The 21,469-nt window shown below is 40.9% G+C and carries 26 protein-coding genes; 15 read left to right on the top strand and 11 right to left on the bottom strand.

The features are described 5' to 3' along the window. Nucleotides 1–2: 2 nt before the first annotated feature. The 10 genes from kdsC to mgtE all read left to right on the top strand — a co-directional run bounded on the left by kdsC (nt 3) and on the right by mgtE (nt 7,422). Nucleotides 3–554, top strand: a complete 552-nt coding sequence (gene kdsC, locus ACSFVZ_RS19150) for a 3-deoxy-manno-octulosonate-8-phosphatase KdsC (RefSeq protein ID WP_435559441.1) — start codon at nt 3–5, stop codon at nt 552–554. Next, on the top strand, nt 551–1,105 hold the full coding sequence (gene lptC / locus ACSFVZ_RS19145) for an LPS export ABC transporter periplasmic protein LptC (protein ID WP_135923434.1): 555 nt from the start codon (nt 551–553) through the stop codon (nt 1,103–1,105). Before kdsC ends, lptC begins: the two co-directional genes overlap by 4 nt. Further along, nucleotides 1,095–1,616: a lipopolysaccharide transport periplasmic protein LptA gene (gene lptA / locus ACSFVZ_RS19140; RefSeq protein WP_135923433.1), complete on the top strand. Its 522-nt coding sequence runs from the start codon at nt 1,095–1,097 to the stop codon at nt 1,614–1,616. Before lptC ends, lptA begins: the two co-directional genes overlap by 11 nt. Continuing rightward, a complete protein-coding gene (lptB, locus tag ACSFVZ_RS19135) occupies nt 1,613–2,338 on the top strand; it encodes an LPS export ABC transporter ATP-binding protein (protein ID WP_135923432.1) in 726 nt (241 codons plus the stop codon). Before lptA ends, lptB begins: the two co-directional genes overlap by 4 nt. Before the next feature lie 117 nt (nt 2,339–2,455). Then, nucleotides 2,456–3,952: an RNA polymerase factor sigma-54 gene (locus tag ACSFVZ_RS19130; protein ID WP_135923431.1), complete on the top strand. Its 1,497-nt coding sequence runs from the start codon at nt 2,456–2,458 to the stop codon at nt 3,950–3,952. 26 nt (nt 3,953–3,978) lie between these two features. Then, nucleotides 3,979–4,266: a ribosome hibernation promoting factor gene (gene hpf / locus ACSFVZ_RS19125; protein ID WP_135923430.1), complete on the top strand. Its 288-nt coding sequence runs from the start codon at nt 3,979–3,981 to the stop codon at nt 4,264–4,266. Between the two features lie 3 nt (nt 4,267–4,269). Then, nucleotides 4,270–4,722, top strand: coding sequence for a PTS IIA-like nitrogen regulatory protein PtsN (ptsN, locus tag ACSFVZ_RS19120; RefSeq protein WP_135923429.1), 453 nt, complete (start codon nt 4,270–4,272; stop codon nt 4,720–4,722). Then, on the top strand, nt 4,723–5,568 hold the full coding sequence (gene rapZ / locus ACSFVZ_RS19115) for an RNase adapter RapZ (protein ID WP_135923428.1): 846 nt from the start codon (nt 4,723–4,725) through the stop codon (nt 5,566–5,568). It abuts the gene before it with no gap. Between the two features lie 11 nt (nt 5,569–5,579). After that, nucleotides 5,580–5,852 (top strand): HPr family phosphocarrier protein, encoded by a 273-nt coding sequence (locus ACSFVZ_RS19110; RefSeq protein ID WP_135923427.1) that lies wholly within the window; start codon nt 5,580–5,582, stop codon nt 5,850–5,852. A 211-nt stretch (nt 5,853–6,063) separates the two neighbouring features. Continuing rightward, complete coding sequence (gene mgtE / locus ACSFVZ_RS19105; protein WP_135923426.1) at nt 6,064–7,422, top strand: magnesium transporter; 1,359 nt, start codon at nt 6,064–6,066, stop codon at nt 7,420–7,422. A 35-nt stretch (nt 7,423–7,457) separates the two neighbouring features. On the opposite strand, the gene ACSFVZ_RS19100 is transcribed toward mgtE, so the two are convergent. Further along, nucleotides 7,458–9,635 carry a YgiQ family radical SAM protein gene (locus ACSFVZ_RS19100; protein ID WP_435559440.1) on the bottom strand — a complete coding sequence of 726 codons (2,178 nt, stop codon included), beginning with the start codon at nt 9,633–9,635 and terminating at the stop codon, nt 7,458–7,460. A gap of 121 nt (nt 9,636–9,756) precedes the next feature. Next, the gene (locus tag ACSFVZ_RS19095; protein WP_235403631.1) at nt 9,757–11,952 is read right to left on the bottom strand and encodes a bifunctional diguanylate cyclase/phosphodiesterase; all 2,196 of its coding nucleotides are present in this window, start codon (nt 11,950–11,952) and stop codon (nt 9,757–9,759) included. Nucleotides 11,953–12,185: 233 nt separating this feature from the next. On the opposite strand from ACSFVZ_RS19095, the gene ACSFVZ_RS19090 reads away from it, so the two are divergent. Both ACSFVZ_RS19090 and ACSFVZ_RS19085 read left to right on the top strand, forming a co-directional pair. Continuing rightward, complete coding sequence (locus tag ACSFVZ_RS19090) at nt 12,186–12,722, top strand: SRPBCC family protein (RefSeq protein WP_435559439.1); 537 nt, start codon at nt 12,186–12,188, stop codon at nt 12,720–12,722. After that, a complete protein-coding gene (locus tag ACSFVZ_RS19085) occupies nt 12,691–13,590 on the top strand; it encodes a TIGR03899 family protein (protein ID WP_235382418.1) in 900 nt (299 codons plus the stop codon). Before ACSFVZ_RS19090 ends, ACSFVZ_RS19085 begins: the two co-directional genes overlap by 32 nt. A gap of 19 nt (nt 13,591–13,609) precedes the next feature. Here ACSFVZ_RS19085 and ACSFVZ_RS19080 read toward each other — a convergent pair whose 3' ends face one another. From ACSFVZ_RS19080 to ACSFVZ_RS19040, 9 genes are all read right to left on the bottom strand, one after another. Further along, nucleotides 13,610–14,377, bottom strand: coding sequence for a TIGR04219 family outer membrane beta-barrel protein (locus ACSFVZ_RS19080; RefSeq protein WP_135926227.1), 768 nt, complete (start codon nt 14,375–14,377; stop codon nt 13,610–13,612). Nucleotides 14,378–14,381: 4 nt separating this feature from the next. Continuing rightward, nucleotides 14,382–15,368: a DUF2333 family protein gene (locus ACSFVZ_RS19075; protein ID WP_235382417.1), complete on the bottom strand. Its 987-nt coding sequence runs from the start codon at nt 15,366–15,368 to the stop codon at nt 14,382–14,384. Nucleotides 15,369–15,376: 8 nt separating this feature from the next. Next, a complete protein-coding gene (locus ACSFVZ_RS19070) occupies nt 15,377–15,883 on the bottom strand; it encodes a copper chaperone PCu(A)C (protein WP_135923420.1) in 507 nt (168 codons plus the stop codon). Between the two features lie 80 nt (nt 15,884–15,963). Beyond that, nucleotides 15,964–16,290: a hypothetical protein gene (locus ACSFVZ_RS19065; protein ID WP_135923419.1), complete on the bottom strand. Its 327-nt coding sequence runs from the start codon at nt 16,288–16,290 to the stop codon at nt 15,964–15,966. Nucleotides 16,291–16,299: 9 nt separating this feature from the next. Next, nucleotides 16,300–16,506 carry a PspC domain-containing protein gene (locus tag ACSFVZ_RS19060; RefSeq protein ID WP_135923418.1) on the bottom strand — a complete coding sequence of 69 codons (207 nt, stop codon included), beginning with the start codon at nt 16,504–16,506 and terminating at the stop codon, nt 16,300–16,302. A 10-nt stretch (nt 16,507–16,516) separates the two neighbouring features. Beyond that, a complete protein-coding gene (locus ACSFVZ_RS19055) occupies nt 16,517–17,191 on the bottom strand; it encodes a PspA/IM30 family protein (RefSeq protein WP_235382416.1) in 675 nt (224 codons plus the stop codon). Between the two features lie 236 nt (nt 17,192–17,427). Continuing rightward, nucleotides 17,428–18,405, bottom strand: coding sequence for a tRNA dihydrouridine(20/20a) synthase DusA (gene dusA / locus ACSFVZ_RS19050; protein WP_135923416.1), 978 nt, complete (start codon nt 18,403–18,405; stop codon nt 17,428–17,430). A gap of 227 nt (nt 18,406–18,632) precedes the next feature. Then, the gene (locus ACSFVZ_RS19045; protein ID WP_171040436.1) at nt 18,633–19,055 is read right to left on the bottom strand and encodes a hypothetical protein; all 423 of its coding nucleotides are present in this window, start codon (nt 19,053–19,055) and stop codon (nt 18,633–18,635) included. A gap of 154 nt (nt 19,056–19,209) precedes the next feature. Next, nucleotides 19,210–19,830: a MarC family protein gene (locus ACSFVZ_RS19040; RefSeq protein ID WP_135923414.1), complete on the bottom strand. Its 621-nt coding sequence runs from the start codon at nt 19,828–19,830 to the stop codon at nt 19,210–19,212. A gap of 94 nt (nt 19,831–19,924) precedes the next feature. Between ACSFVZ_RS19040 and ACSFVZ_RS19035 the strand changes: the two genes are divergently transcribed. From ACSFVZ_RS19035 to ACSFVZ_RS19025, 3 genes are all read left to right on the top strand, one after another. Continuing rightward, nucleotides 19,925–20,359: a transcriptional repressor gene (locus ACSFVZ_RS19035; protein WP_138558083.1), complete on the top strand. Its 435-nt coding sequence runs from the start codon at nt 19,925–19,927 to the stop codon at nt 20,357–20,359. Nucleotides 20,360–20,434: 75 nt separating this feature from the next. Then, the gene (locus ACSFVZ_RS19030) at nt 20,435–20,902 is read left to right on the top strand and encodes a chemotaxis protein CheX (RefSeq protein ID WP_135923412.1); all 468 of its coding nucleotides are present in this window, start codon (nt 20,435–20,437) and stop codon (nt 20,900–20,902) included. Further along, nucleotides 20,899–21,324 (top strand): secondary thiamine-phosphate synthase enzyme YjbQ, encoded by a 426-nt coding sequence (locus ACSFVZ_RS19025; protein ID WP_235382415.1) that lies wholly within the window; start codon nt 20,899–20,901, stop codon nt 21,322–21,324. Before ACSFVZ_RS19030 ends, ACSFVZ_RS19025 begins: the two co-directional genes overlap by 4 nt. Nucleotides 21,325–21,469: the final 145 nt, after the last annotated feature.

The raw sequence follows: 21,469 nt of genomic DNA, 5'->3' as shown, positions 1-21,469 counted from the left end.
TAATGACATTCGCCGAGCTATACCAGCCCATTAGTCCTGATGTAAGTCAGCGTGCTCAAAAAGTTAAGTTACTAATATGTGATATTGATGGCGTTTTTTCTGATGGCCGAATTTATCTTGGAAATCAGGGCGAAGAGCTTAAAGCATTTAATACCAAAGATGGCTTTGGCATAAAAGCACTCATTAATAGTGGCTTTGAAGTTGCCGTTATTACCGGGCGCCATTCACAAATAGTTCAGCAGCGAATGACTAGCCTAACCGTACAGCATATTTATCAAGGCCAAGAAACAAAGCTGATTGCATACCAAGAGTTAAAAGATAAACTTGGCCTAGAAGATGAGCAAATAGCGTACATTGGTGACGATGGCCCTGATTTGCCTGTAATGGAAAAAGTAGGCTTTGCGGTAGCAGTCAATGATGCGCACCCATTGATAAAAAAACTGGCTCACTATACGACCATGCTACCGGGTGGCTTTGGCGCTGTACGTGAATTAACAGATTTACTGATGTTAGAAAACGGTAAGCCGTTAACTAGCGATGGAACCAGCGCATGAATATAGCCCGTATTTTACTGAGTATTGTTTTTGTTTGTTGCATGGTGTGGTTGTGGTATCCGTACTTTAACCAAACAACAAACACAATAAATAGTGAAGACGAGATTATTGCAACTCCCGATTATACGGCCGTTGCACTAAAGCAAACCGCTTATGATGAGCAAGGCAAGATTAGCCATAAAGTGGCTGCTGCAAAAATGGAGCTGTATCAGCAACTTGGGTTTACCTTTTTTGAGCAACCTATTTTTACACTTTATGGCGACCAGCAAATTTGGCAAGTAAAAGCTAAAGAAGCCACATTATATGAAAACGATCAGCTTATTTTTGAAGGAGATGTTGTTGCTAAAAACTTAACCCATAATGGCATGATCGAAGATATTAAAGCTGAAAACATTAACGTTGATATAGAACAAATGACCATGTTTTCGAAGCAACCTGTGACGCTAACAGGACCAAATTTAAAAATTACCGGTAAAGGCCTGAAAGCTAATTTAAAAACCGAGATTGTAGAGTTAACTAACCATACACGAACCATATACTATGACCAATAAACTGAAGAAATTACTCCTGATCCCAAGCTTATTGATTGCCTTTTCAGGCGTAGCTGCCGAGCAGACAGGCGCACAAATTAGCATAAGCTCAGATCGCCAAACTGGTAAGCTAAAAGATGGCGTTGGTATATTTGAAGGCAATGTCGAAATTATACATGGTAACCGCCGGATCACAGCCGAACGCCTTGAAGCCCATGGTGGTGATACAGAAGGTACTGTTGAGTTAATTATCGCCACAGGTAAGCCTGCTTATTTTGAAGAAAAGCAAGCAGATGGCACGGTAATGAGCGCCAGTGCAGAAGAAGTTCGCTACGACGTAGCCAAGCGCTTCTTAACTTTAAATGGCGAAGCCGAAGTGACTCAAGCAGGCCAAAAAGTAACAGCGAAAAGCATTACCTATGATATGGCACAACAACTAATTAGCGCAGAAAAAGATGAAAACTCAACAGACCGTGTACACACAATCTTAGTGCCTGTAGACAACAAACAAGACGATAAAGGCCAACCATGAGCACATTAAAAGCAGAGCTTTTAGCAAAAAGCTATAAAGGCCGCCAAGTTGTCAAAAATGTGGGTCTTGAAGTTGAAGCGGGCAGTATCGTTGGTTTGCTTGGCCCAAATGGCGCAGGCAAAACCACCACTTTCTATATGATTGTTGGCTTAGTACCTAGCGATAAAGGCAAGATCAGCATTGATGATAACGATATTACACTTTTGCCAATGCATAGCCGAGCACGTTTAGGGATTGGTTACCTACCACAAGAGTCATCTATTTTTAGAAAGTTAACGGTTTATCAAAACCTAATGGCTATTTTAGAAACGCGTAAAGATTTAAATAAACAAGGCCGAGAAGAAACACTCAACAACTTACTTGATGAATTTAGTATTCAGCATATTCGTGATAGTCAAGGCATGGCCTTATCTGGGGGCGAGCGTCGTCGCGTAGAAATTGCTCGGGCATTAGCAGCAAACCCTAAATTTATCTTGTTAGATGAGCCTTTTGCTGGTGTTGATCCTATTTCAGTGTTAGATATAAAGAAAATTATTGAACACTTAAAAAATCGTGGTATTGGTGTATTAATCACTGACCATAATGTTAGAGAAACCCTTGATGTTTGTGAAAAAGCCTACATTGTTTCTCATGGGGAGCTAATTGCATCAGGAACACCTGAGCATGTTTTAGCTGACCAAACCGTACGCGATGTGTATCTAGGTGAGCAATTCAGGCTATAACCAATAAGCCACCATCTAGCGCATCTGCTAAACTAAATAACAATGACAATAAATCGATATAAATTTACCTGTGACTGCACAGGTGTCGATAACACATAAAAGGATTGTTAGGGATACATGAGGCAATCATTACAGCTGCGCATGGGCCAGCAACTTACAATGACTCCACAACTGCAACAAGCAATTCGCTTGCTGCAGCTTAGTACATTGGATCTCCAGCAAGAAATTCAAGAAGCACTTGATAGTAACCCTCTGCTTGAAGTGGAAGAAGCAGATTACAACGATGAAAACATTGGTAAGAACGAGCAAAAAGCTGAATCTGATGATACTCAGCTAAGTGCATCGGCCGAAGAAGCGCCGAGTGAGTACGAACAAGAAAGCAGCGATGCCCTTAACAAAGACACCGTAAGTGACGATTTAGCCATGGATGTGACATGGGATGAGTACATGAGTGCTGCCCCATCAACATCATCAGGTCCAATGCCAGAAGATGAGTCAATTTATCAAGGTGCATCGACTGAAACCCTCCATGAATACCTTATGTGGCAATTACAACTCACACCATTTAGCCCAACTGACGAAGCGATCGCTGTCGCCATCGTAGAGGCAATTGATGACTCAGGTATTTTAACTGTTAGCTGCGAAGACATAGTCGAAAGTTTTAATCAAAATAATGATGAAGAAGAAATCGAACTAGATGAAGTCGAAGCGGTCTTAAAGAGAATACAGTTGTTTGATCCAGTAGGGATTGGTGCCCGTAGCTTACAAGAGTGCTTATGTATCCAGCTTCGCCAATTCGATGCGAGTACGCCGTATTTAGCTGAAACTAAAATGGTTTTATCTGAGCACATTGAATTATTAGCAAGTCGCGACTATCGCACTTTGATGAAAAAGACTAAGCTTAAAGAAAGCGAACTAAAAGAAGTAATGACGCTGATCCACAGCTTAAACCCTAAGCCAGCAGACAGCATAGTTCGCGAAGAGTCTGAGTACGTTATACCCGATGTATCGGTTAAAAAAGTTAAAGGTCGTTGGGTCGTTGAACTAAACCCAGATTGTATGCCAAAAATTAGAGTGAATAGCCAATATGCAGCTATGTCACGCTCAGTAAAATCGAGCAGCGATAGCCAGTTTATTCGCTCTCATTTACAAGAAGCTAAATGGTTTATTAAAAGCTTAGAGAGCCGTAACGATACACTTTTAAAAGTGACCAATTGTATCGTACAGCAACAACAAGCATTTTTTGAACATGGCCCAGAAGCCATGAAACCAATGGTGCTGAACGATGTCGCAGAAATGGTCGAAATGCATGAATCGACAATTTCACGTGTTACAACACAAAAATACATGCACACCCCTCGCGGGATTTTTGAGTTGAAATATTTCTTCTCAAGCCATGTCAGCACAGAAAACGGTGGTGAGTGTTCATCAACAGCAATTCGCGCTTTGATCAAAAAGCTTATCGCTGCAGAAAACTCAGCTAAACCATTGAGTGATAGTAAAATTGCAGATATATTGGCTGAGCAAGGAATTAAAGTAGCTAGACGCACAATTGCAAAATATCGAGAGTCTCTAGCGATACCTCCGTCTAATCAGCGTAAGAGTTTGATTTAGACGTTTTACATAGAAGGAAAATGCTTATGCAACTAAATTTAACTGGTCGTCATGTAGAAATCACTGATTCATTAAGAGACTATGTAAACAGCAAGTTTGCAAAACTAGAAAGGCATTTTGACCACATTAATAATGTACATGTCATTCTAGATGTAGAAAAATTAAGCCAAAAAGCAGAAGCAACTTTACATGTAAATGGAGGCGAGCTCTTTGCCTCAACTGCACACCAAGATATGTATGCAGCCATTGACTCGCTAATCGACAAACTAGATCGTCAAGTCATTAAACACAAAGAGAAATTAGCTCGACACTAAATTATGAAACTTAGTTCACTTACTAACCAGGACTGCAGCAAAGCTGCGGTCCTTTTTAATAGCAAAAAAAGAATCCTTGAATATATCAGCGAGCTGGCTCACCAGCAGCTTCCTCATTTATCTCAACAAGACGTCCTTGATGCCTTACTCAATAGAGAAAAATTAGGCAGTACAGGTATTGGTCGTGGCATTGCTATTCCACATGGCCGCATGAGTGGTGCAGAGCAACCACAGGCATTTGTCATAGTGAGTGAATCCCCAATCAATTTTGACGCAATTGATAACCGACCTGTGGATATTTTCGTTGCACTCATCGTACCAGATGGAGACAGCCAACTTCACCTAAAGACCTTATCGACAATTGCTGATAGACTAAAAGATAAAGAGTTTTGTAAACAGTTACGTAGCGCTAAAACAGACCACGAACTGTTTCAGGTCATATCAGCAGAGGCATAAATGGAATTAATTATCATCAGCGGTCGCTCAGGCTCAGGTAAATCGGTCGCTTTACGTGTACTTGAAGACTTGGGTTACTACTGTGTTGATAATATCCCAGTCAACTTATTACCTTCGCTTGTTCGTAGCGTTTCTGACAACTATGACAAAATAGCAGTCAGCATAGATGTGCGTAACTTACCGAAAGAGCAGCAAGAGTTTAATGATATTCTTGAATACCTGCCAGGTTTCGCAAACCCAACACTGTTCTATTTAGACAGTGATGACCAAACTCTGATCAAACGCTTTTCTGAAACGCGACGCTTACATCCTCTATCGATTGACTCGCTGCCACTCGATTTAGCAATTAAGCAAGAAAGAGTATTACTGGATGTACTGATCACGCGCGCTGATTTTATGATTGATACCACCGACCTGAGTGTTCATCAGTTAGCTGAATCAATTCGTGAAAAGATCTTAGGTAAAAAAGATAAAAAGCTGATTATCACCTTTATGTCGTTTGGCTTTAAACATGGTATTCCAAAAGAAGCCGATTACGTATTTGATGCACGTTTTTTACCAAATCCACACTGGGAGCCAGACCTAAAGCCACTCACAGGCTTAGATCAACCAGTAAAAGATTACCTTGCAAGTCATAGCATAGTGCAAAAATTTACATGGCAAATTCAAACATTTGTGCAAACATGGTTGCCTCACCTTGAGCGTAACAATCGCAGCTATCTTACCATCGCAATTGGCTGTACTGGCGGGCAACATCGCTCGGTATATTTAGCGCAGACCATTGGTGATAGCTTTTCAAAAACGCATGCGAACGTAAAAATCCGCCATCGCGAGCAAGATATTTAATTGGATGCCAGATGCACGCAGAAGACACGTTTTTAATTCAAAATAAGCTTGGCTTGCACGCACGAGCAGCCACTGTTTTAGCACAACTTGCTTTGCAATTTGATGCTAAAATTATGCTTTATCAAGACGATAAAGAAGCTGAAGGTGATAGTGTTTTAGCCTTAATGCTACTTGAAAGTAGCCAAGGTAAAGAAGTGCGTGTGGTATGTGAAGGCCCAGATGCAGAGGCTGCACTGAACGCAATTGGAGAATTAATTGCACAACGCTTTCATGAACAAGAATAGCGTTTGCTAAGGCTTAACCGTTTAAGTTAAACTTAGTTCAGGTATTTATAATTCTCTTTAAATATCCTACTTTTATATCGTTCACACCTTAAAAATACAAAGCACTTAATAATTTTATCGCAGTGTGAAGATATCCTGCAAATACACCACTTAGCAACTATGCTGTATTTGCAGAATCTGTATTAATCTATTTTCAGTTGTAAGGACGCCAATGCCAGAAGCCTTTGAACAAGACTACCCACTACAACAACTTAAACAAGTGACCAAGTCACTCAATAGTGGACAATTTGTTCAGGTGCGAGGCATGCTCGCTAAAACAGCTCCGTGTGATACCGCTTTATTATTAGAGTCATCTCCCCATAAAATTCGTCGCATGCTATGGCAGTTGGTAGACCCAGATGTGCGTGGTGATGTTTTAGAAGAACTCTCAGAAGACGTACGTTTAGGTATTATTGCTCAGATGGAGCCTGAGCACATTGCTGCTGCAACCGAAGACATGGACGACGATGACTTAGGTGAAGTTCTTCGTAGCCTTCCTGACACCGTTTATCAAGACGTAGTCAGTGCAATGGACTCGCAAGATAGAGAAAGGGCAACTCAGGCACTGTCATACCAAGAGCGTTCAGCCGGTGCCCTGATGAACAGCGATACGGTAACAATCCGTCCAGATGTTACCTTAGATGTAGTCCTGCGCTATTTACGCTTGCGTGGTGAACTACCAGAGGGTACAGATGACTTATACGTTGTTGATAAACATAACTGCTTTTTAGGCGCGCTTTCGTTAACCACATTACTGACCAACTCATCGGATAAAATTGTTCGTGATTTAATGGATGAAGAGTGTGAGTCAATCCTGATCTCAATGGATGAAAGTGATGTAGCGCAATTGTTCGAGCGTCATAACTGGATTTCAGCCCCTGTTGTTGATGATAACGCTCACTTGCTTGGTCGTATTACCATCGATGATATCGTTGACGTCATCCGTGAAGATGCTGAACACAGCATGTTAAGCCTTGCTGGTCTTGACGACGAAGAAGATACCTTTGCGCCAGTACTCAAAAGTTCGCAGCGTCGCTCTATTTGGCTGGGAGTTAACTTATTAACCGCATTGCTAGCAGCAATTGTGGCAAGCTTTTTTGAAAACACCTTAGCAATCTTGCCTATTTTGGCGGTACTAAATGGTATCGTACCTTCAATGGGTGGTGTTGCAGGTAGCCAAACATTAACACTGGTTATTCGTGGTATAGCGGTTGGCCATATCAACCAAACAAACCAACGCTTCTTATTACTTAAGGAACTGGCGATAGGCGCACTGAATGGCGTTATTTGGTCGATATTGATTGCCGGTGTGGTTGCCCTATGGCAATGGGACTTTAAGCTCGGTGCGGTCTTAGCGTTTGCGATGTTTATGAATCTTGTTGCCGCTGGTATCGCGGGTGCGAGTATTCCGTTAATTCTTAAGAAAATGAAAATTGACCCAGCCCTCGCCGGCAGTGTGGTACTGACAACCGTCACCGATATTGTTGGTATTTTTGCCTTTTTAGGCACTGCAACCTGGTTATTGATCTAATATAAAAACGGCCCTTTAAGGGCCATTTATATCTTTTACTTTGCGCGCTGCTTATTTTTACCTACTCTAGGCTTGGTATTGGCCTTTTTGAATTGGCTAAAACCAGTGTGGCGTGTAAGTGCCGCACGGCCTTTACCACCTTTACTATTTGCCGCTTTTTCGTTGCGACTCTCTTCAGGCACCAAACAGTTTGGCCCTTTCCCGATTAGATTCGCTTTGCCCATTTTTCTAAGAGCTTCGCGGATCATCGGCCAGCCGGCAGGATCATGATAGCGTAAAATAGCTTTATGCAAGCGACGCTGACGTGCCCCTTTTGGCACAGGCACTTGTTCAGTATTGTTTTTAATATTACGTAACGAGTTCATCTCGGTATGATAAATTGTCGTTGCGTTGGCCATTGGCGACGGGTAAAAATTTTGTACCTGATCAAGCTTAAAGTCATTGGCCTTTAACCATAGCGCCATGTTAACCATGTCTTCGTCTTTCGTTCCTGGATGTGCAGAAATAAAATACGGGATCAAATACTGTTTCTTACCGGCTTCTTTTGAGTATTTATCAAATAGCTCTTTAAATTTATCGTAAGCACCCATGCCCGGCTTCATCATCTTAGATAATGGGCCATCCTCAGTATGCTCAGGGGCAATTTTTAAGTAGCCGCCTACGTGATGAGTAACCAGCTCTTTTACATAGCGTGGATCTTCTACTGCTAAGTCATAGCGTACGCCTGACGCAATCAAGATTTTCTTCACGCCTTTCACATCACGGGCTTTTTTATAAAGCTCAATCGTTGGGGTGTGATCGGTGTCCATATGCTTACAGATATCAGGATAAACACATGATAAACGTCGGCACGTGCTCTCGGCCTTTTTGCTCTTACAGCGCAATTTATACATATTCGCTGTTGGGCCACCTAAGTCAGAAATTACCCCTGTGAAGCCCGGTACTTTGTCACGAATTTGCTCAATTTCATCAATAATTGATTGCTCTGAACGGCTTTGAATAATGCGTCCTTCATGTTCTGTAATCGAACAGAAAGAACAACCACCAAAGCACCCGCGCATAATGTTCACCGAGGTTTTAATCATTTCATAGGCAGGAATTTTTTCATCGCCATAGCTTGGATGTGGAATACGCTGATATGGCAAACCAAATACGCCATCCATTTCTTCAGTTTCAAGCGGAAATGCAGGCGGGTTCACCCAAATCGAACGGTCGCCATGGCGTTGAAACAAGGCACGTGCACAACCTGGGTTTGTTTCTTGGTGCAAAATACGCGACGCATGGGCATAAAGCGGTTTATTTACACTCACTTGCTCATACGCTGGTAACTTAACGTAGGTCTTTTCCCATGGCTTAGGACGCGCAGGCTGAATAGTGATTGGCTTGGCAGCCTCTGCGCTTAAATCAATACCCGCTTGTTTAAACTCAGATTTACTACAACCGACATCATCTGCACCATACGGGTTTGGAATTGGATCAATCTTACCGATTTTATCGATAGCCGTAGAGTCACTGCCACGCCAGCCCTGCAAAGGCTCTTTTCGAATAACCGCGGTACCACGAATATCTTGAATGGTATCAACCGACTCACCACCAGCAATTCGGTGCGCAACTTCAACAAGCGGACGCTCGGCATTACCGTAAATTAGAATGTCAGCTTTGGCATCAAACAAAACACTTCGGCGTACTTTTTCTTGCCAGTAATCATAGTGCGCAATACGACGTAAACTCGCCTCAATACCACCAATAATTAACGGCACATCTTTATAAGCTTCACGACAGCGTTGACTATACACAACCACAGCACGATCAGGACGTTTACCACCTATGTTACCCGGCGTGTATGCATCATCATGGCGCATACGCTTTTCAGCAGTATAGCGGTTGATCATCGAGTCCATATTGCCCGCAGTCACACCAAAAAATAAGTTAGGCTTACCTAACGCCATAAAGGCATCTTTTGAGTTCCAATCAGGCTGAGCAATAATACCAACGCGAAACCCCTGAGACTCAAGCATGCGGCCAATTACAGCCATACCAAAACTTGGGTGATCAACATAGGCATCGCCACTGACGATAATCACATCGCAACTATCCCAGCCTAATGCATCCATTTCTGCACGGGTGGTTGGTAAAAATGGCGCCGTGCCATAGCATTCAGCCCAATACTTAGGGTAAGAAAACAGGCCTCGCTCGGCTTTTAATGCGCTCATAAAGTGTACTCTGCTAACAAAAGGGGCGAATTATAACCCACTCTTATGGATTATTATAGAAAACAAAACGCCCTTCACATTGAAGGGCGCTGCAAGTAACTAGGGTCAAGAGCTAAGCTAATTAATGTTTGGCTTGTAAATATGTGATTAACTCGTTCTCAGGCATAGGCTTAGCGTACATAAATCCTTGTACTTCATCACAACCAAGCTCAAGTAAATAATCAGCTTGTGCTTGTGTTTCAACTCCCTCTGCAATTGTTTTTAGACCTAATCTTGCACCCAAAGAAATAATTAACGCAGCGATAGCCTCACACCCCTTACCTGGTAGATCTTTTATAAATGCTCTGTCGATTTTGAGTCTATCTAACGGCAGTTTTTGCAAATAACTCAACGATGAGAAGCCTGTACCAAAGTCATCAATCGCAATTTCAATGCCAAATGCTTTTAACTCCTCAAGAGTGGTAATAACATTGCTCAGCTCGTCCATTACCACACTTTCGGTTACTTCAAGCTCTATAAACTGTGGCTTAACTTCATATTTTATTAGAGTGTCTTTAACCTGCTGCGCATAACCTTTCACTTTAAACTGTGGCACTGAAACGTTTACAGCAACACTAATGTTAAAGCCAAGCTGTTCAAGACGCTTTTGTTGTAAACATGCTTGTTCTAGTACCCACTGCCCTATTTCAACAATTAAACCTGCGTCTTCAGCCAAGGGAACAAATATAGCCGGGGAAATATATTGGCCATTCCCTGACGGCCAACGTAGCAATGCTTCACAGCCAATGATCTCTAATGTATTCAAATCTAGTTGCGGCTGGAACCACACTTCAAGTTTACGTTGTTCAAAGTCTTGACGAAGCTGCCTAATAATCCCTAAGCGCCATGCCATCTGCTCTTCCATCTCTGGAGTATACGTGACGACCATTTCAGAGGAATTCTTTTTAGCTTGGTTCAAAGCTATATATGCCAATTTTAGTGTTTCAATACCCGCTTTCTGAAAGTCACCTTGAAGGCACAAGCCAATCTTAAAATTGATAGGTAAAATATGTTCGCCAGCTGTAAAAGGTAAACTAAGATGTTCGCGTAACTGCTCAAGGTCATAACGCTGTTTTGGTAATATCAAACCAAACACATCAGCACCTATTCGAGAAAGTAGCTCGGCATCTGGATACTCTTGTTGCAGCCTTTCAACAATGGCATTTAAAAGCAAATTACCAATTTCTTGCCCTAAACCATTATTGATATCAGAGAAATGGGCAACATCAATCAATAAAAAAACATAGTCTGTTTTACCGGGCTGATAAAAGCGCTCTACTTTGTTGATAAAATCATTACGATTAGGAAGACCTGTTAAAATATCTTTATACGCTGCATCACATAAACGGTTAAACAAGCGCACATTATCAAGACCAACACTTACATTGGTTAAAAAGATCTCGGCAAATTGTAACTGCGACGGGCTTGGCGTTTGATTAGTTTCTAAGTAAATCGCGGCTTGGCGATTTTTACTTTTTAGTAGATAGGTACTGTCAAGCTCAGTATGTTGATGCTCACCTTGTGCTAAGCAGTTTTTCACTTGTAAAATGATACGACCATTATCAAGCTGCTCAATTCGCTGACCAATTACATCGTTGTATTCAGCGCCACCGCCCAAAACAAAAACCCGATCGTCATCTTCAATCGAACCACACAGTAAGCCGTGAGGCTCACAATCTAAAATAAACGAAAGCTGCTTTAATACAGCCATGGTAAAAGCTTTGATATCGGTAAAGCCTAAAATAGCCTTCGAGGCGAGTAGAATATTGTTTAATGCGCGGCTTTGAAATTCGAGCTGGCAAACTTGTTCATAAGAACGGATAGCTGTTACCAGTGAAGTAATCAATTTACTACGAGTCAGCTCAGTTTTAGTTTTGTAATCATTAATATCGTACTCGCGGATTACTTTTTCTTCAGGGGCATACCCTGGCTGACCAGTACGAAGAATAATACGAATATTATGATTTTTTAGGCATTCCCTGACCTGCTTCACAACTTGTAAGCCAGCATCATCTGACTCCATCACAACATCAAGTAAAATAACGGAAATAGAATGGTCTTTTTTAAGTAATTCGAGCGCTTCTGCACCAGAGTAGGCATGATGGAATCGCAAGCCTTTATCCCAAAACTCAACCCCAGATAAAGCTAGCTTAGTGACAGAATGTATTTCAGGATCATCATCGACTATTAATACATCCCAAAAATCAGATACAGTTTCTTCGAGAAGCTGCTCATCATCTTGGTCGTTAAATAAAAAGTCATTACTGTCTGATGTCATTAATAATTCCTTAAAGTGAACACCGTAAAACTGTATCGATGGTGACTCTCCACTTTACAACGATGCATAAAAATTCTATCACTTATTCGACTGTGGTACATTAGTGATAACATATACAGTCGTATCAAAAAGATTATAGCCTAAGATACGTATAATGTTATGAAAGATATAAAACTATTGCCTGAGGTGAGATTATTAAATTATTCTTTGTGAGTTTAAAAGCATTATTTGTTATGACACTCATCGCGCTTGTGGTGGGTTTAATGCTTTCTCAACAATACACTGTTGATAAGTCGATAAGAATATCAGCAAGCGCCGAAGAAATCTCAGGTTTGGTTAGTGATTTTAACCAATGGCCTGAGTGGCAACCTTGGCAAGCAGTTGACCCAAGTATTGAATTTATAATTGCAGAGCCAAGCCAAGGCGTTGGCGCTCATCAGTTTTGGCAAAGTCGCTTTGGCAAAGGCGAGATGACCATTACCCAACTAAATAAAAATGCAATGATGTTTAATATTTTGTTTAACCAAGAACACATTGCAAAAGGCGAGATACGTTTTTCAAATGCCGCTGATGGCGTTGAGGTTAGATGCACATTACAAGGTGAAGTCAACACTCCTATTATTGGCGGCTACCTCGCTTTATTAAGCCAATATATACTTAATAACTCGGTTAAGTTGGCTTTGAACAATATAAAAACCTATGCGCAGTTAGCAACAACAGAAAAGGCAATTGCTACCGATGACAGTCAAAGCGGCTCAAGCGAGAATTAATCTTGCTAACATAATCGAAAACCAGCTTGGATACCCTATCCATAAAACATCGTCTGTAAAAATCAATCAAACAAACGATGAACAATACTCGCCGCAAGGACAACAACAGCTACCCTACCAAGTAAAAGCTGAAGCAACATTACTCGACAGAGCCCATACACGCCAAGAAATCCAATTAATAAAGCGCCAAGAAAATATCGAAACCATTATGGCAATGGCGATGGCGTTTTGCCCCGATGTAACTGGCCAACAACGACCGGATTTCGATTGGATAGAGCGCTTTATTAGCTTATGCGAAGATACTGCAAATACTGCAATGCAAAAACTGTGGGCAAAAATATTGGCAGGTGAAACTGTTGCTCCAGGTACATTTTCAATCAAAAGCTTACAAACGCTTAAATTTATGACTCAGCGTGAAGCCGATGCATTACAGCGCTGCACCTCGCTGTGTGGATTTAACGAAAAAGACCACAGTCACTTAATTCTCTTGGGCTTTTACAAAAAGCCGTCGCTTTTTGATTTATTAAGAAAAGGCAATAAAGTGTCATTTAACTTGGGCAAAACCCCGGTTAGTTTTCCTGACATTTTGACTTTAATGGATATTAACTTGTTGTATCGAAAAGAAATTGAATCAGCAGTATTAAAAGCAGGACAAGAGTTAGCCCTTAGTTTTATGAATCAGCGCCTTGTATTAAAAGCTAAAAGTAATGATTTGGTGCTTAGTTACTATAAGTTTACTCAAACCGGTGATGAGCTTAAAAAACTCATTAGTACACCGATAAATAAAGCTTATAAAAATATTTTATCAACATCCTTAGAAGATGAGTTTGACGTTAGCTGGCATGCTTTAAAACAGCCTGCCAGCTAATAATAGATTCACCATCTATTTAGAAGTGAATTTGAATACCTGCAAATGGCCCAGAAGCATCAATATCTGTGTAGATATCATCGATATCATCAAGCTCTAGCGTCATTGAACGATAGCCCGCTTTAATATCCATATCAATAGCAAGGTTATCAAGTAACGCATAAGCAATACCGGCTTGATAATCTTGAACCTTACTATCATCAATAGCCAGTAAGCTACCTTCAAAGAAAACACTCAAGCCAGTTAATGGTAAGCCAACTTCAGCACGGCCATACACTAATGGTACAAAGCCTGAAAAATCAACACGCTCAGTAGTGCTTGGTCCACCGTTTTGCGATGTACCCGTTACCGTAATCTCACCATCAAACTGTTTAGCATTGACACCTAAATCGATAGACACTAAATCGTTATCAAAAATCTCATAGTAAAGAATATAATCAACATGTGACAAATCACTTACCGTACCAACGGTTGTACCTACCACATAGTTAGAATCGCCAAAGCTAAAGCTTTCATCAAGCATGGTTGAACCGTTTAATTCAAGCTCTGTGTACTTAAGTTTAATATTTGGTACAAGTGGTACTGGGTGCTCTAGTGCTGCGTAGTAGCTCGTAAACGTCTCATCATCAAATTTGAAGCTTTGTAGATTACCGTCTTGGGCAAAACTACCGCTGTTATCAGATTGCCAGCCATCAACACCAAGATATAAACCTAATAATGTGTCAGCTTGCGCTGTCGGAGCTAAACAGGCCATCGATAAAGCGGCCGCTAAACAGTACTTTTTCATCATTTTATCCTTGCGCTAAAAGTTCGCTAAGTTCAATTAGAGCCGCATTGGCTCGAGAAATATAATTCGCCATTACTAATGAATGATTGGCTACAAAGCCAAAACCACTACCATTTAATATCATTGGACTCCACACGGTTTCTTGTGTGGCCTCTAATTCACGAATAATCTGTTGCAGGCTAACACGCGCATTTTTCTTTTCTAAGACATCGGCAAAATCATATTCAACTGCCTGTAAAAAATGCAGCAACGCCCATGTTGCACCACGAGACTCATAAAACACATCATCAATTTGCCACCACGATGTTTTTACCTGATTCTGTAAAGGCGTATAGGTTGCTTGATGGGCTGCGGTATCACCGGCTAGATCTGTGTTTAAGCGTTCTTGGCCGACACTGGCACTTAAGCGTTGGCTTAAACTGCCTAGGCGTTTTTCAGCCTCTTTTAACCAACCACGTAGATTATCTGCACGGGCATAAAACTGGCTATCGCGGTCATTTTGATCCGCAATTTGAGTTCGATATACAATCAGTGAATCAATGCCTTTTTGATATTCAGCCTCAGCACTTGGCCATGCCCATGCTACTGAACTTATATTAAATTGCGGCTGTGCTTTTTTTAGAGCCTCATGTTCGGTCGACTGTGATTGCGAACGACTAAAGTCTTTACGCATCGACAATACCAGGTCTCGAGTCATCTCAAGCGCCCCGTATTCCCATGCCGGCATATTATCCATCATCACACTTGGTGGCATAATATCATTTGATAAATAGCCACCCGGTTTATTTAACAATGTACTTGCAACATTAATGAGTGTTGACGTGGTTGTGTAACCAGTGACAAACTTTTCACCCCGTTGTTGGGCTTCTTGTTTTGCCTTGTTTACAACATCCATGCGATCTGGTTCACTACTCCAGTAAACCGCAATTGCATAGAAAATAATTAAAATGATAAGTAATGCGCTGGCTATTTTTCCTTTATGCTCAGACATGGTACCTCCTAGTGGTGTGAGTGTTGTTCACTCTTATTTGCAGCCTGTTCAGACATTTCTTGTAAAGACACAACCTTAGCTTGAGTAAAAACTCGGTTGCCGTTTTTAAAATATAGCGTGAGTTTACGCTCTTGCCCTGCTTTTAGTTCATCCTCTGGTTCAAAAACCATTAAATGATAACCGCCAGGTTTAAATTCCACCTGACTATGAGCGCTAATTTCCAGTGAAAGAACCTGTTGCATTTTCATCATGCCATCAACATGAGTATGCTGATGAATCTCAACGCGGCCTAAACCATCCAGTTCGGCTTTGGTAAGCACTGTGGCGTGATCGCTTGGATTGGTAATAGTAAGATAAGCAACTGTCGCTTTACTAGCGGGTAAGAATTCTCGAACTTGGGCGTCACTCACGGTAACTTCTGCAACCTCGCTGTGCTCATGACCGCTATGGGCAGATGTAAACGTACTAAATAATAAACTTGCAGTAAAAAAAGACAGTGCGGGTAACAACTTCATTATGTTTTAATCCTTGTTAAGACATCTACTTACCCGCTAAATTTAGCATACTTTGGCTATTAAGGCAGTTTATTCACAGCTTAAGCCACTGATTTTTTGTTATCGGCAACCAGCCAACACAACGCGGCGATTAACAATAACGGCCATGCAATTACAACTGAGCCAAATAAAAACGCAAGCACTACGCCAATCACAGCAACAACACCTGCGCCAATTAAGCCAATAGTAAATAAAGCAACCCCAGCCACAACAGCAATTACTGCGATGATAGCACCAAGCACTTCAAGCCCAGCCCAGCTCATATCCGCAATTGACAAAGGCAACTGCCATGTATCAAACGATACAAACGAAATTGTATCTGTGCACAGTAATAACATTGCTAAGATGATGATAGCTAACGTTTTCATAAAAGACTCCTAGTAACCTTTAACTGGTAAAGTGCAATGAGCCACTAAATAACCCAAGCCTATTAACAACGGCATTTGAATAAGTAGTATGATCATGACTAAACGTGTAGACCATACCGGAAAGCCTAATCGTGCAGCTAAGCCACTACACACACCAGAGATCTTCTTGTTACTTAGATCTCGGTACCAACGTGTTGATGTATGATATGTATTCATCACTAAACTCCTAAGCAGATTGCTTCATACTTGCTTTTAAATCAGCAAGTTCTTTATCAATCGCGTCATTTTTCTCAAGCGCTGCAATTTGTGCTGCTGTTGAATTTGCCGCATCACTTTGCGTAAGTTCATACGCTTCAACCTGCGATTCAATATTTTCAACGCGTTGCTCTAAGTAGTCAAAACGCGCTAATGCATCTTCAACTTTACTGCTATGCAGCTGCTCTTTTACTTTTAAACGTGCTGTAACAACGCGCTCTTTTTGCATATAAGTCAGTTGCTTTGCTTTTGCATCTGCAAGCTTATTTTGTAAACGCTGACAATCTTCAGTGAGCTTTGCTAGTGACTCAGCCACTTTATTCATTTCAGCTTGTTGCGCTTCGATTTCTGTAGTTAAACGCTGTTTTTCAACTAATGCTGCTTTGGCAAGATCGTCACGATCTTTACTCAGTGCTTTTTCTGCCTTCGCTTGCCAGTCAGCTTTTTTTGCTTGTTTAGCGGCAATTTCACGCTTTATTTGCTTTTCTTGCGTTAGAAACGTGGCTGCAGTTGCACGACACTCACTCAATGCATCCTGCATTTCTTGCACAAGTAAGTTCAGTAGCTTTTCAGGATCTTCTGCTTTGTCTAATGCAGCTGAAAGGTTTGCCTGAATAATGTCATTTACGCGATTTAAAACACCCATGTGACTCTCCTGTTGATTATTGGGTTAATACATCAAGGAGATTCCAATTCTTGTGCCAACTACCACAAAAATAAAAATAACTATTTAAATACAATAAGTTGAGATTTAAAAATCAAGAATTAGACTGACTGGTGACTGAATGAAAAATAACTAATTTGACTAAAAAATTAACTTTTTCACCAAATTTTAGGATCAAAAAAAGCCACAAAATGTGGCTTTTTTAATGAGGGATATGATTAGGCTTCTGGGACAAAACTTAAGGCTTTATCCATAACAGATAAATCAGCCGCTTTACCATGTCCCTTTTCTGAAAGGTGACGTCTGAAACCACGCGCGCCAGGTTGGCCTTGGAAAATCCCCAACATGTGGCGAGCAATATGCCAAAAGTTAGCACCTTTGCTCATTTCATCTTCGATATAGTCATACATAGAGCGCACAACCTGATGACGAGTAAGCGTAAAGGCTTCATCACCATAAATGTTTTCATCAACCTCAGACAAAATAAACGGATTACTATACGCTTCACGACCAATCATAATGCCATCAACATACTCAAGGTGAGCCACACTATCAGCAATGGTTTTCACGCCACCATTTAAACTTAAGTGAAGTTGCGGATAATCTTTTTTCAGCTGATAAACACGCGGGTAATCAAGTGGTGGGATCTCACGATTTTCTTTTGGGCTTAAACCATTTAACCATGCTTTACGGGCATGGATAATAAAGTCATCACAACCAACATCATGACTTGCTTCAATTAAGGCACATAAAAACTCATACGAGTCTTGCTCATCAATACCAATGCGCGTTTTAACTGTAACAGGAATAGTCACTTCGGCCTTCATTGCTGCAACACAGTCAGCAACCAGCTTCGGCTCTGCCATTAAACAAGCACCAAAACGACCATTTTGCACACGGTCTGAAGGACAACCAACATTAAGGTTAACCTCATCATAGCCACGCTCTGCCGCTAACTTTGCACACTTAGCCAACGCTTCTGGATCTGAGCCACCAAGCTGCAATGCCACAGGCCCTTCATGCTGGTTAAAATGAAGGTAGTCGCCTTTACCAAATAAAATAGCCCCTGTTGTCACCATCTCAGTGTAAAGCACAGCATGCTTAGTCATTTTACGGTGAAAAGTTCGACAGTGACGATCTGTCCAATCTAACATGGGTGCCACGGAAAAACGGCGGTTTAATGTCGTTGTGCTCATAACATGGCCCCTATAAAGATCAATACGTTTACTTGCAACTTGATTACCTAAATACGATTAACGCTCAGTACAGCGATGACGCAATTTTAAGAGATGCATCATGCCCTGACAAAATTTTCGATATTATATCACTAATGCTCAATCGCAACATGACATAATCAAAGATGGGGAAGAAAAGAATAAAAGAAGTGGACTACACACTCACTTCTTACAAAATGGTGGATAAGTTAACTTTTAACTTCATTAAGGAGGTGTTCTAAGTTTTTACCTGTAAGTTCAAATATGGTGATTTCTAACTCTTTATAATCTTCGTTCTTAAGGTTAACTAGTTTGGCACCCACTGCAATACGCGCTACTTTTTCAACAGGGTCGATTTCAACAATTTCAATTGATGCATGAGTATCATGATCTTTTGACTGCACATAGTATTCACTAAAAAATGTACCATCAGCGCGAACATTCGGGTTGCTGTCAGACACTGATTGTAAAAGTGTACCTTTCTTTAAATCACTTTTACGAAGTGAAAAGCTGTACTCAGCAACATTTGCATGACCAATGATCACTGTTACTGCGCTTTCACCATTAATTTTAAAATCATGATCAGTTACTTCAATAACTTTTAACTTACCACTGTCATAGGTTGGCTCCATGCAAGCACCTAAACTAAAAATCAGAAAAACTGATAAAACAACATTTTTGAGTAGCATTCTCTATTCCTTAAATTTTTATTGCCTACTTCTTAACTTAGATAAAAGAAGACAAATATTCAAAGTTTAAATTACTGAAAATGCACTTTAATTCATCTTATCCAACGACACTCAAACCAAAGTAGTGAGCTATGCCGCCAAGAATGTTTGTCACAGCCACTGAAGATAAAATTAGTCCCATCACTCGGCTGATTATACTGGCACCACTATCACCAATTAATTTGTGAACTTGAGTAGCCAATAAAAGTAAGACTAAGACGATAATGAGCACCGATAACATTATCGCAGAGGTAACTAGTTGCTCTAACCATGTGTATTCATTATTGCGTGTCATCAACACTGCACCGAGCATTGCCCCCGGGCTTGCAATAGATGGAATTGCCAGCGGAAAGATAGCCGTTTCGGTACTATCACGGACACTTTTAATTTCGCTTTCAGGCTTACTCTCGCCAAAGATCATAGACAGCGCAAAAAGTAATAGAACAATGCCGCCAGCAATCTGAAATGCCGATAAAGGAATTTTAATTGCGTTTAACAGCAACTCCCCAGCAATAACAAAGAAAAGTAAAACTAATGCCGACACTCCTACCGCTTTAAGTGCAACTTTGCGTTTAAACTTGGCATCATCCCAGCGGGTTACAGCAATAAAGACAGGCACCGTACCGATTGGATCAATCACAGCAAAAAAGAAAATGAACGCGGCGAGCAACTCAGTCATTAACAAACTTCCTTGAAAACGAGATAGCGAATAAAAACACTGCAACTACAATACAGTATGTTAGTATATCACGGTAGCGTAAGGATAAGAGAAGATGAATATAGAATCACTCGTTAGTAAAGCAAAACAAGTCTGCGACAATCGTGGTGCACGTTTCACGCCTATCCGTGAAAAAGTATTTCGCCTTTTAGCTAGTGCGCAAGGTGGTGTAGGTGCTTATGACTTATTAGAACAACTTAAATTAACTGAGTCTGGTGCAAAACCTGCCACTATTTATCGCGCGTTAGATTTTTTGTCTGAACTTGGCTTTATTCATAAAATCGAAAGTACTAACTCTTTTATGTTGTGCCATCATTTCGATCATATTCACCCTGTACAACTATTAATTTGCGACAGCTGTGGTTTTGTTAAAGAGTTACATTCAACAGTGATTTCTCACGAACTGAATAATCTCGCCGCAGAAAGTGGATTTATTGTCTCTGGACAAACTATCGAAGCACATGGAAAGTGTGAAAATTGCAAAGATTAAGTGCACTGTTCTGAACAGCCACTACACTTAAGTTATAATTGCAGCTTGGCTGCGTAACCTGAGGGAAATTAAATAATGAATGTGGAGTTCATCAACCCATTTTTATCATCATTATTAAATGTATTGAGCACCATGGCTCAAACAGAATTGAAACCGGGTAAACCTAGTTTAAAAAAAGATGAAGTAGCCCGTGGTGATGTTTCCGGTTTAATAGGTATGGTTGGACCACAAACAAAAGGCTCACTTTCAATCTCATTTGATGAAAGCCTAGCATTAACCATTATGGAAAGAATGCTCGGAGAACGACCAGAAACTATCGATGAAGAAGTTACCGATATGGTCGGTGAAATCACTAACATGGTGACAGGTGGTGCTAAAAACCTACTTGGCGAAAAAGGCTATGAGTTTGATATGGCAACGCCAGTTGTAGTGTCTGGCAAAGGACATACAATTGCTCACAAATGCGAAGGTGCCAAGGTGTTAATTCCATTCACGTCAGCTGACGGTAACGCCAATATCGAAGTAAGCTTTGATAAACTATGAGTTGGCAGCAAAAAACAATTCAATTAAAGCCTCGCTCGCGAGGCTTTCACATTATTGATGACGAAATACTTCGTCAACTCCCCGAAATAACACAGTACAAATTCGGTTTATTACACCTTTTCATTCAGCATACTTCTGCAAGCTTAACCATTAACGAAAATGCAGATCCGACTGTGCGAATGGATATGGAAAGTCACTTCAATCACTTTGTACCAGAACGACAAAGTTATTATCGTCATGATTATGAAGGTGATGACGATATGCCAGCCCATATAAAAAGCAGTACATTAGGTGCTGAACTCACCATACCAATTAATCAAGGCCGCTTAATGCTAGGCACATGGCAAGGTATTTATTTAGGTGAACACCGAGACCATGGTGGTGCTAGACGGATTGTCGCGACAATCCAAGGTCAGATCTAAAACTAGCGGTAAGCTGTAAGCAAAACTTGGCTTTATATTTAAGAAAGTGTTTTGGGGTTTATTTAGAGATTGGAGCGGCACACGAGGCTCGAACTCGTGACCTCAACCTTGGCAAGGTTGCGCTCTACCAACTGAGCTAGTGCCG

Source organism: Pseudoalteromonas nanhaiensis, assembly GCF_051235485.1.
In the GTDB taxonomy this organism is placed as follows: Bacteria; Pseudomonadota; Gammaproteobacteria; order Enterobacterales; family Alteromonadaceae; genus Pseudoalteromonas; species Pseudoalteromonas lipolytica_C.
The sequence above is the reverse complement of the archived record's forward strand: the minus strand, read 5'-3'. Positions and strand labels throughout refer to the sequence as shown.

Coding starts and splice junctions, on each gene's coding strand:
- kdsC (WP_435559441.1), top strand. CDS start 3: ATGACATTCGCCGAGCTATACCAGCCCATTAGTCCTGATGTAAGTCAG.
- lptC (WP_135923434.1), top strand. CDS start 551: ATGAATATAGCCCGTATTTTACTGAGTATTGTTTTTGTTTGTTGCATG.
- lptA (WP_135923433.1), top strand. CDS start 1,095: ATGACCAATAAACTGAAGAAATTACTCCTGATCCCAAGCTTATTGATT.
- lptB (WP_135923432.1), top strand. CDS start 1,613: ATGAGCACATTAAAAGCAGAGCTTTTAGCAAAAAGCTATAAAGGCCGC.
- ACSFVZ_RS19130 (WP_135923431.1), top strand. CDS start 2,456: ATGAGGCAATCATTACAGCTGCGCATGGGCCAGCAACTTACAATGACT.
- hpf (WP_135923430.1), top strand. CDS start 3,979: ATGCAACTAAATTTAACTGGTCGTCATGTAGAAATCACTGATTCATTA.
- ptsN (WP_135923429.1), top strand. CDS start 4,270: ATGAAACTTAGTTCACTTACTAACCAGGACTGCAGCAAAGCTGCGGTC.
- rapZ (WP_135923428.1), top strand. CDS start 4,723: ATGGAATTAATTATCATCAGCGGTCGCTCAGGCTCAGGTAAATCGGTC.
- ACSFVZ_RS19110 (WP_135923427.1), top strand. CDS start 5,580: ATGCACGCAGAAGACACGTTTTTAATTCAAAATAAGCTTGGCTTGCAC.
- mgtE (WP_135923426.1), top strand. CDS start 6,064: ATGCCAGAAGCCTTTGAACAAGACTACCCACTACAACAACTTAAACAA.
- ACSFVZ_RS19100 (WP_435559440.1), bottom strand. CDS start 9,635: ATGAGCGCATTAAAAGCCGAGCGAGGCCTGTTTTCTTACCCTAAGTAT.
- ACSFVZ_RS19095 (WP_235403631.1), bottom strand. CDS start 11,952: ATGACATCAGACAGTAATGACTTTTTATTTAACGACCAAGATGATGAG.
- ACSFVZ_RS19090 (WP_435559439.1), top strand. CDS start 12,186: ATGACACTCATCGCGCTTGTGGTGGGTTTAATGCTTTCTCAACAATAC.
- ACSFVZ_RS19085 (WP_235382418.1), top strand. CDS start 12,691: ATGACAGTCAAAGCGGCTCAAGCGAGAATTAATCTTGCTAACATAATC.
- ACSFVZ_RS19080 (WP_135926227.1), bottom strand. CDS start 14,377: ATGAAAAAGTACTGTTTAGCGGCCGCTTTATCGATGGCCTGTTTAGCT.
- ACSFVZ_RS19075 (WP_235382417.1), bottom strand. CDS start 15,368: ATGTCTGAGCATAAAGGAAAAATAGCCAGCGCATTACTTATCATTTTA.
- ACSFVZ_RS19070 (WP_135923420.1), bottom strand. CDS start 15,883: ATGAAGTTGTTACCCGCACTGTCTTTTTTTACTGCAAGTTTATTATTT.
- ACSFVZ_RS19065 (WP_135923419.1), bottom strand. CDS start 16,290: ATGAAAACGTTAGCTATCATCATCTTAGCAATGTTATTACTGTGCACA.
- ACSFVZ_RS19060 (WP_135923418.1), bottom strand. CDS start 16,506: ATGAATACATATCATACATCAACACGTTGGTACCGAGATCTAAGTAAC.
- ACSFVZ_RS19055 (WP_235382416.1), bottom strand. CDS start 17,191: ATGGGTGTTTTAAATCGCGTAAATGACATTATTCAGGCAAACCTTTCA.
- dusA (WP_135923416.1), bottom strand. CDS start 18,405: ATGAGCACAACGACATTAAACCGCCGTTTTTCCGTGGCACCCATGTTA.
- ACSFVZ_RS19045 (WP_171040436.1), bottom strand. CDS start 19,055: ATGGAGCCAACCTATGACAGTGGTAAGTTAAAAGTTATTGAAGTAACT.
- ACSFVZ_RS19040 (WP_135923414.1), bottom strand. CDS start 19,830: ATGACTGAGTTGCTCGCCGCGTTCATTTTCTTTTTTGCTGTGATTGAT.
- ACSFVZ_RS19035 (WP_138558083.1), top strand. CDS start 19,925: ATGAATATAGAATCACTCGTTAGTAAAGCAAAACAAGTCTGCGACAAT.
- ACSFVZ_RS19030 (WP_135923412.1), top strand. CDS start 20,435: ATGAATGTGGAGTTCATCAACCCATTTTTATCATCATTATTAAATGTA.
- ACSFVZ_RS19025 (WP_235382415.1), top strand. CDS start 20,899: ATGAGTTGGCAGCAAAAAACAATTCAATTAAAGCCTCGCTCGCGAGGC.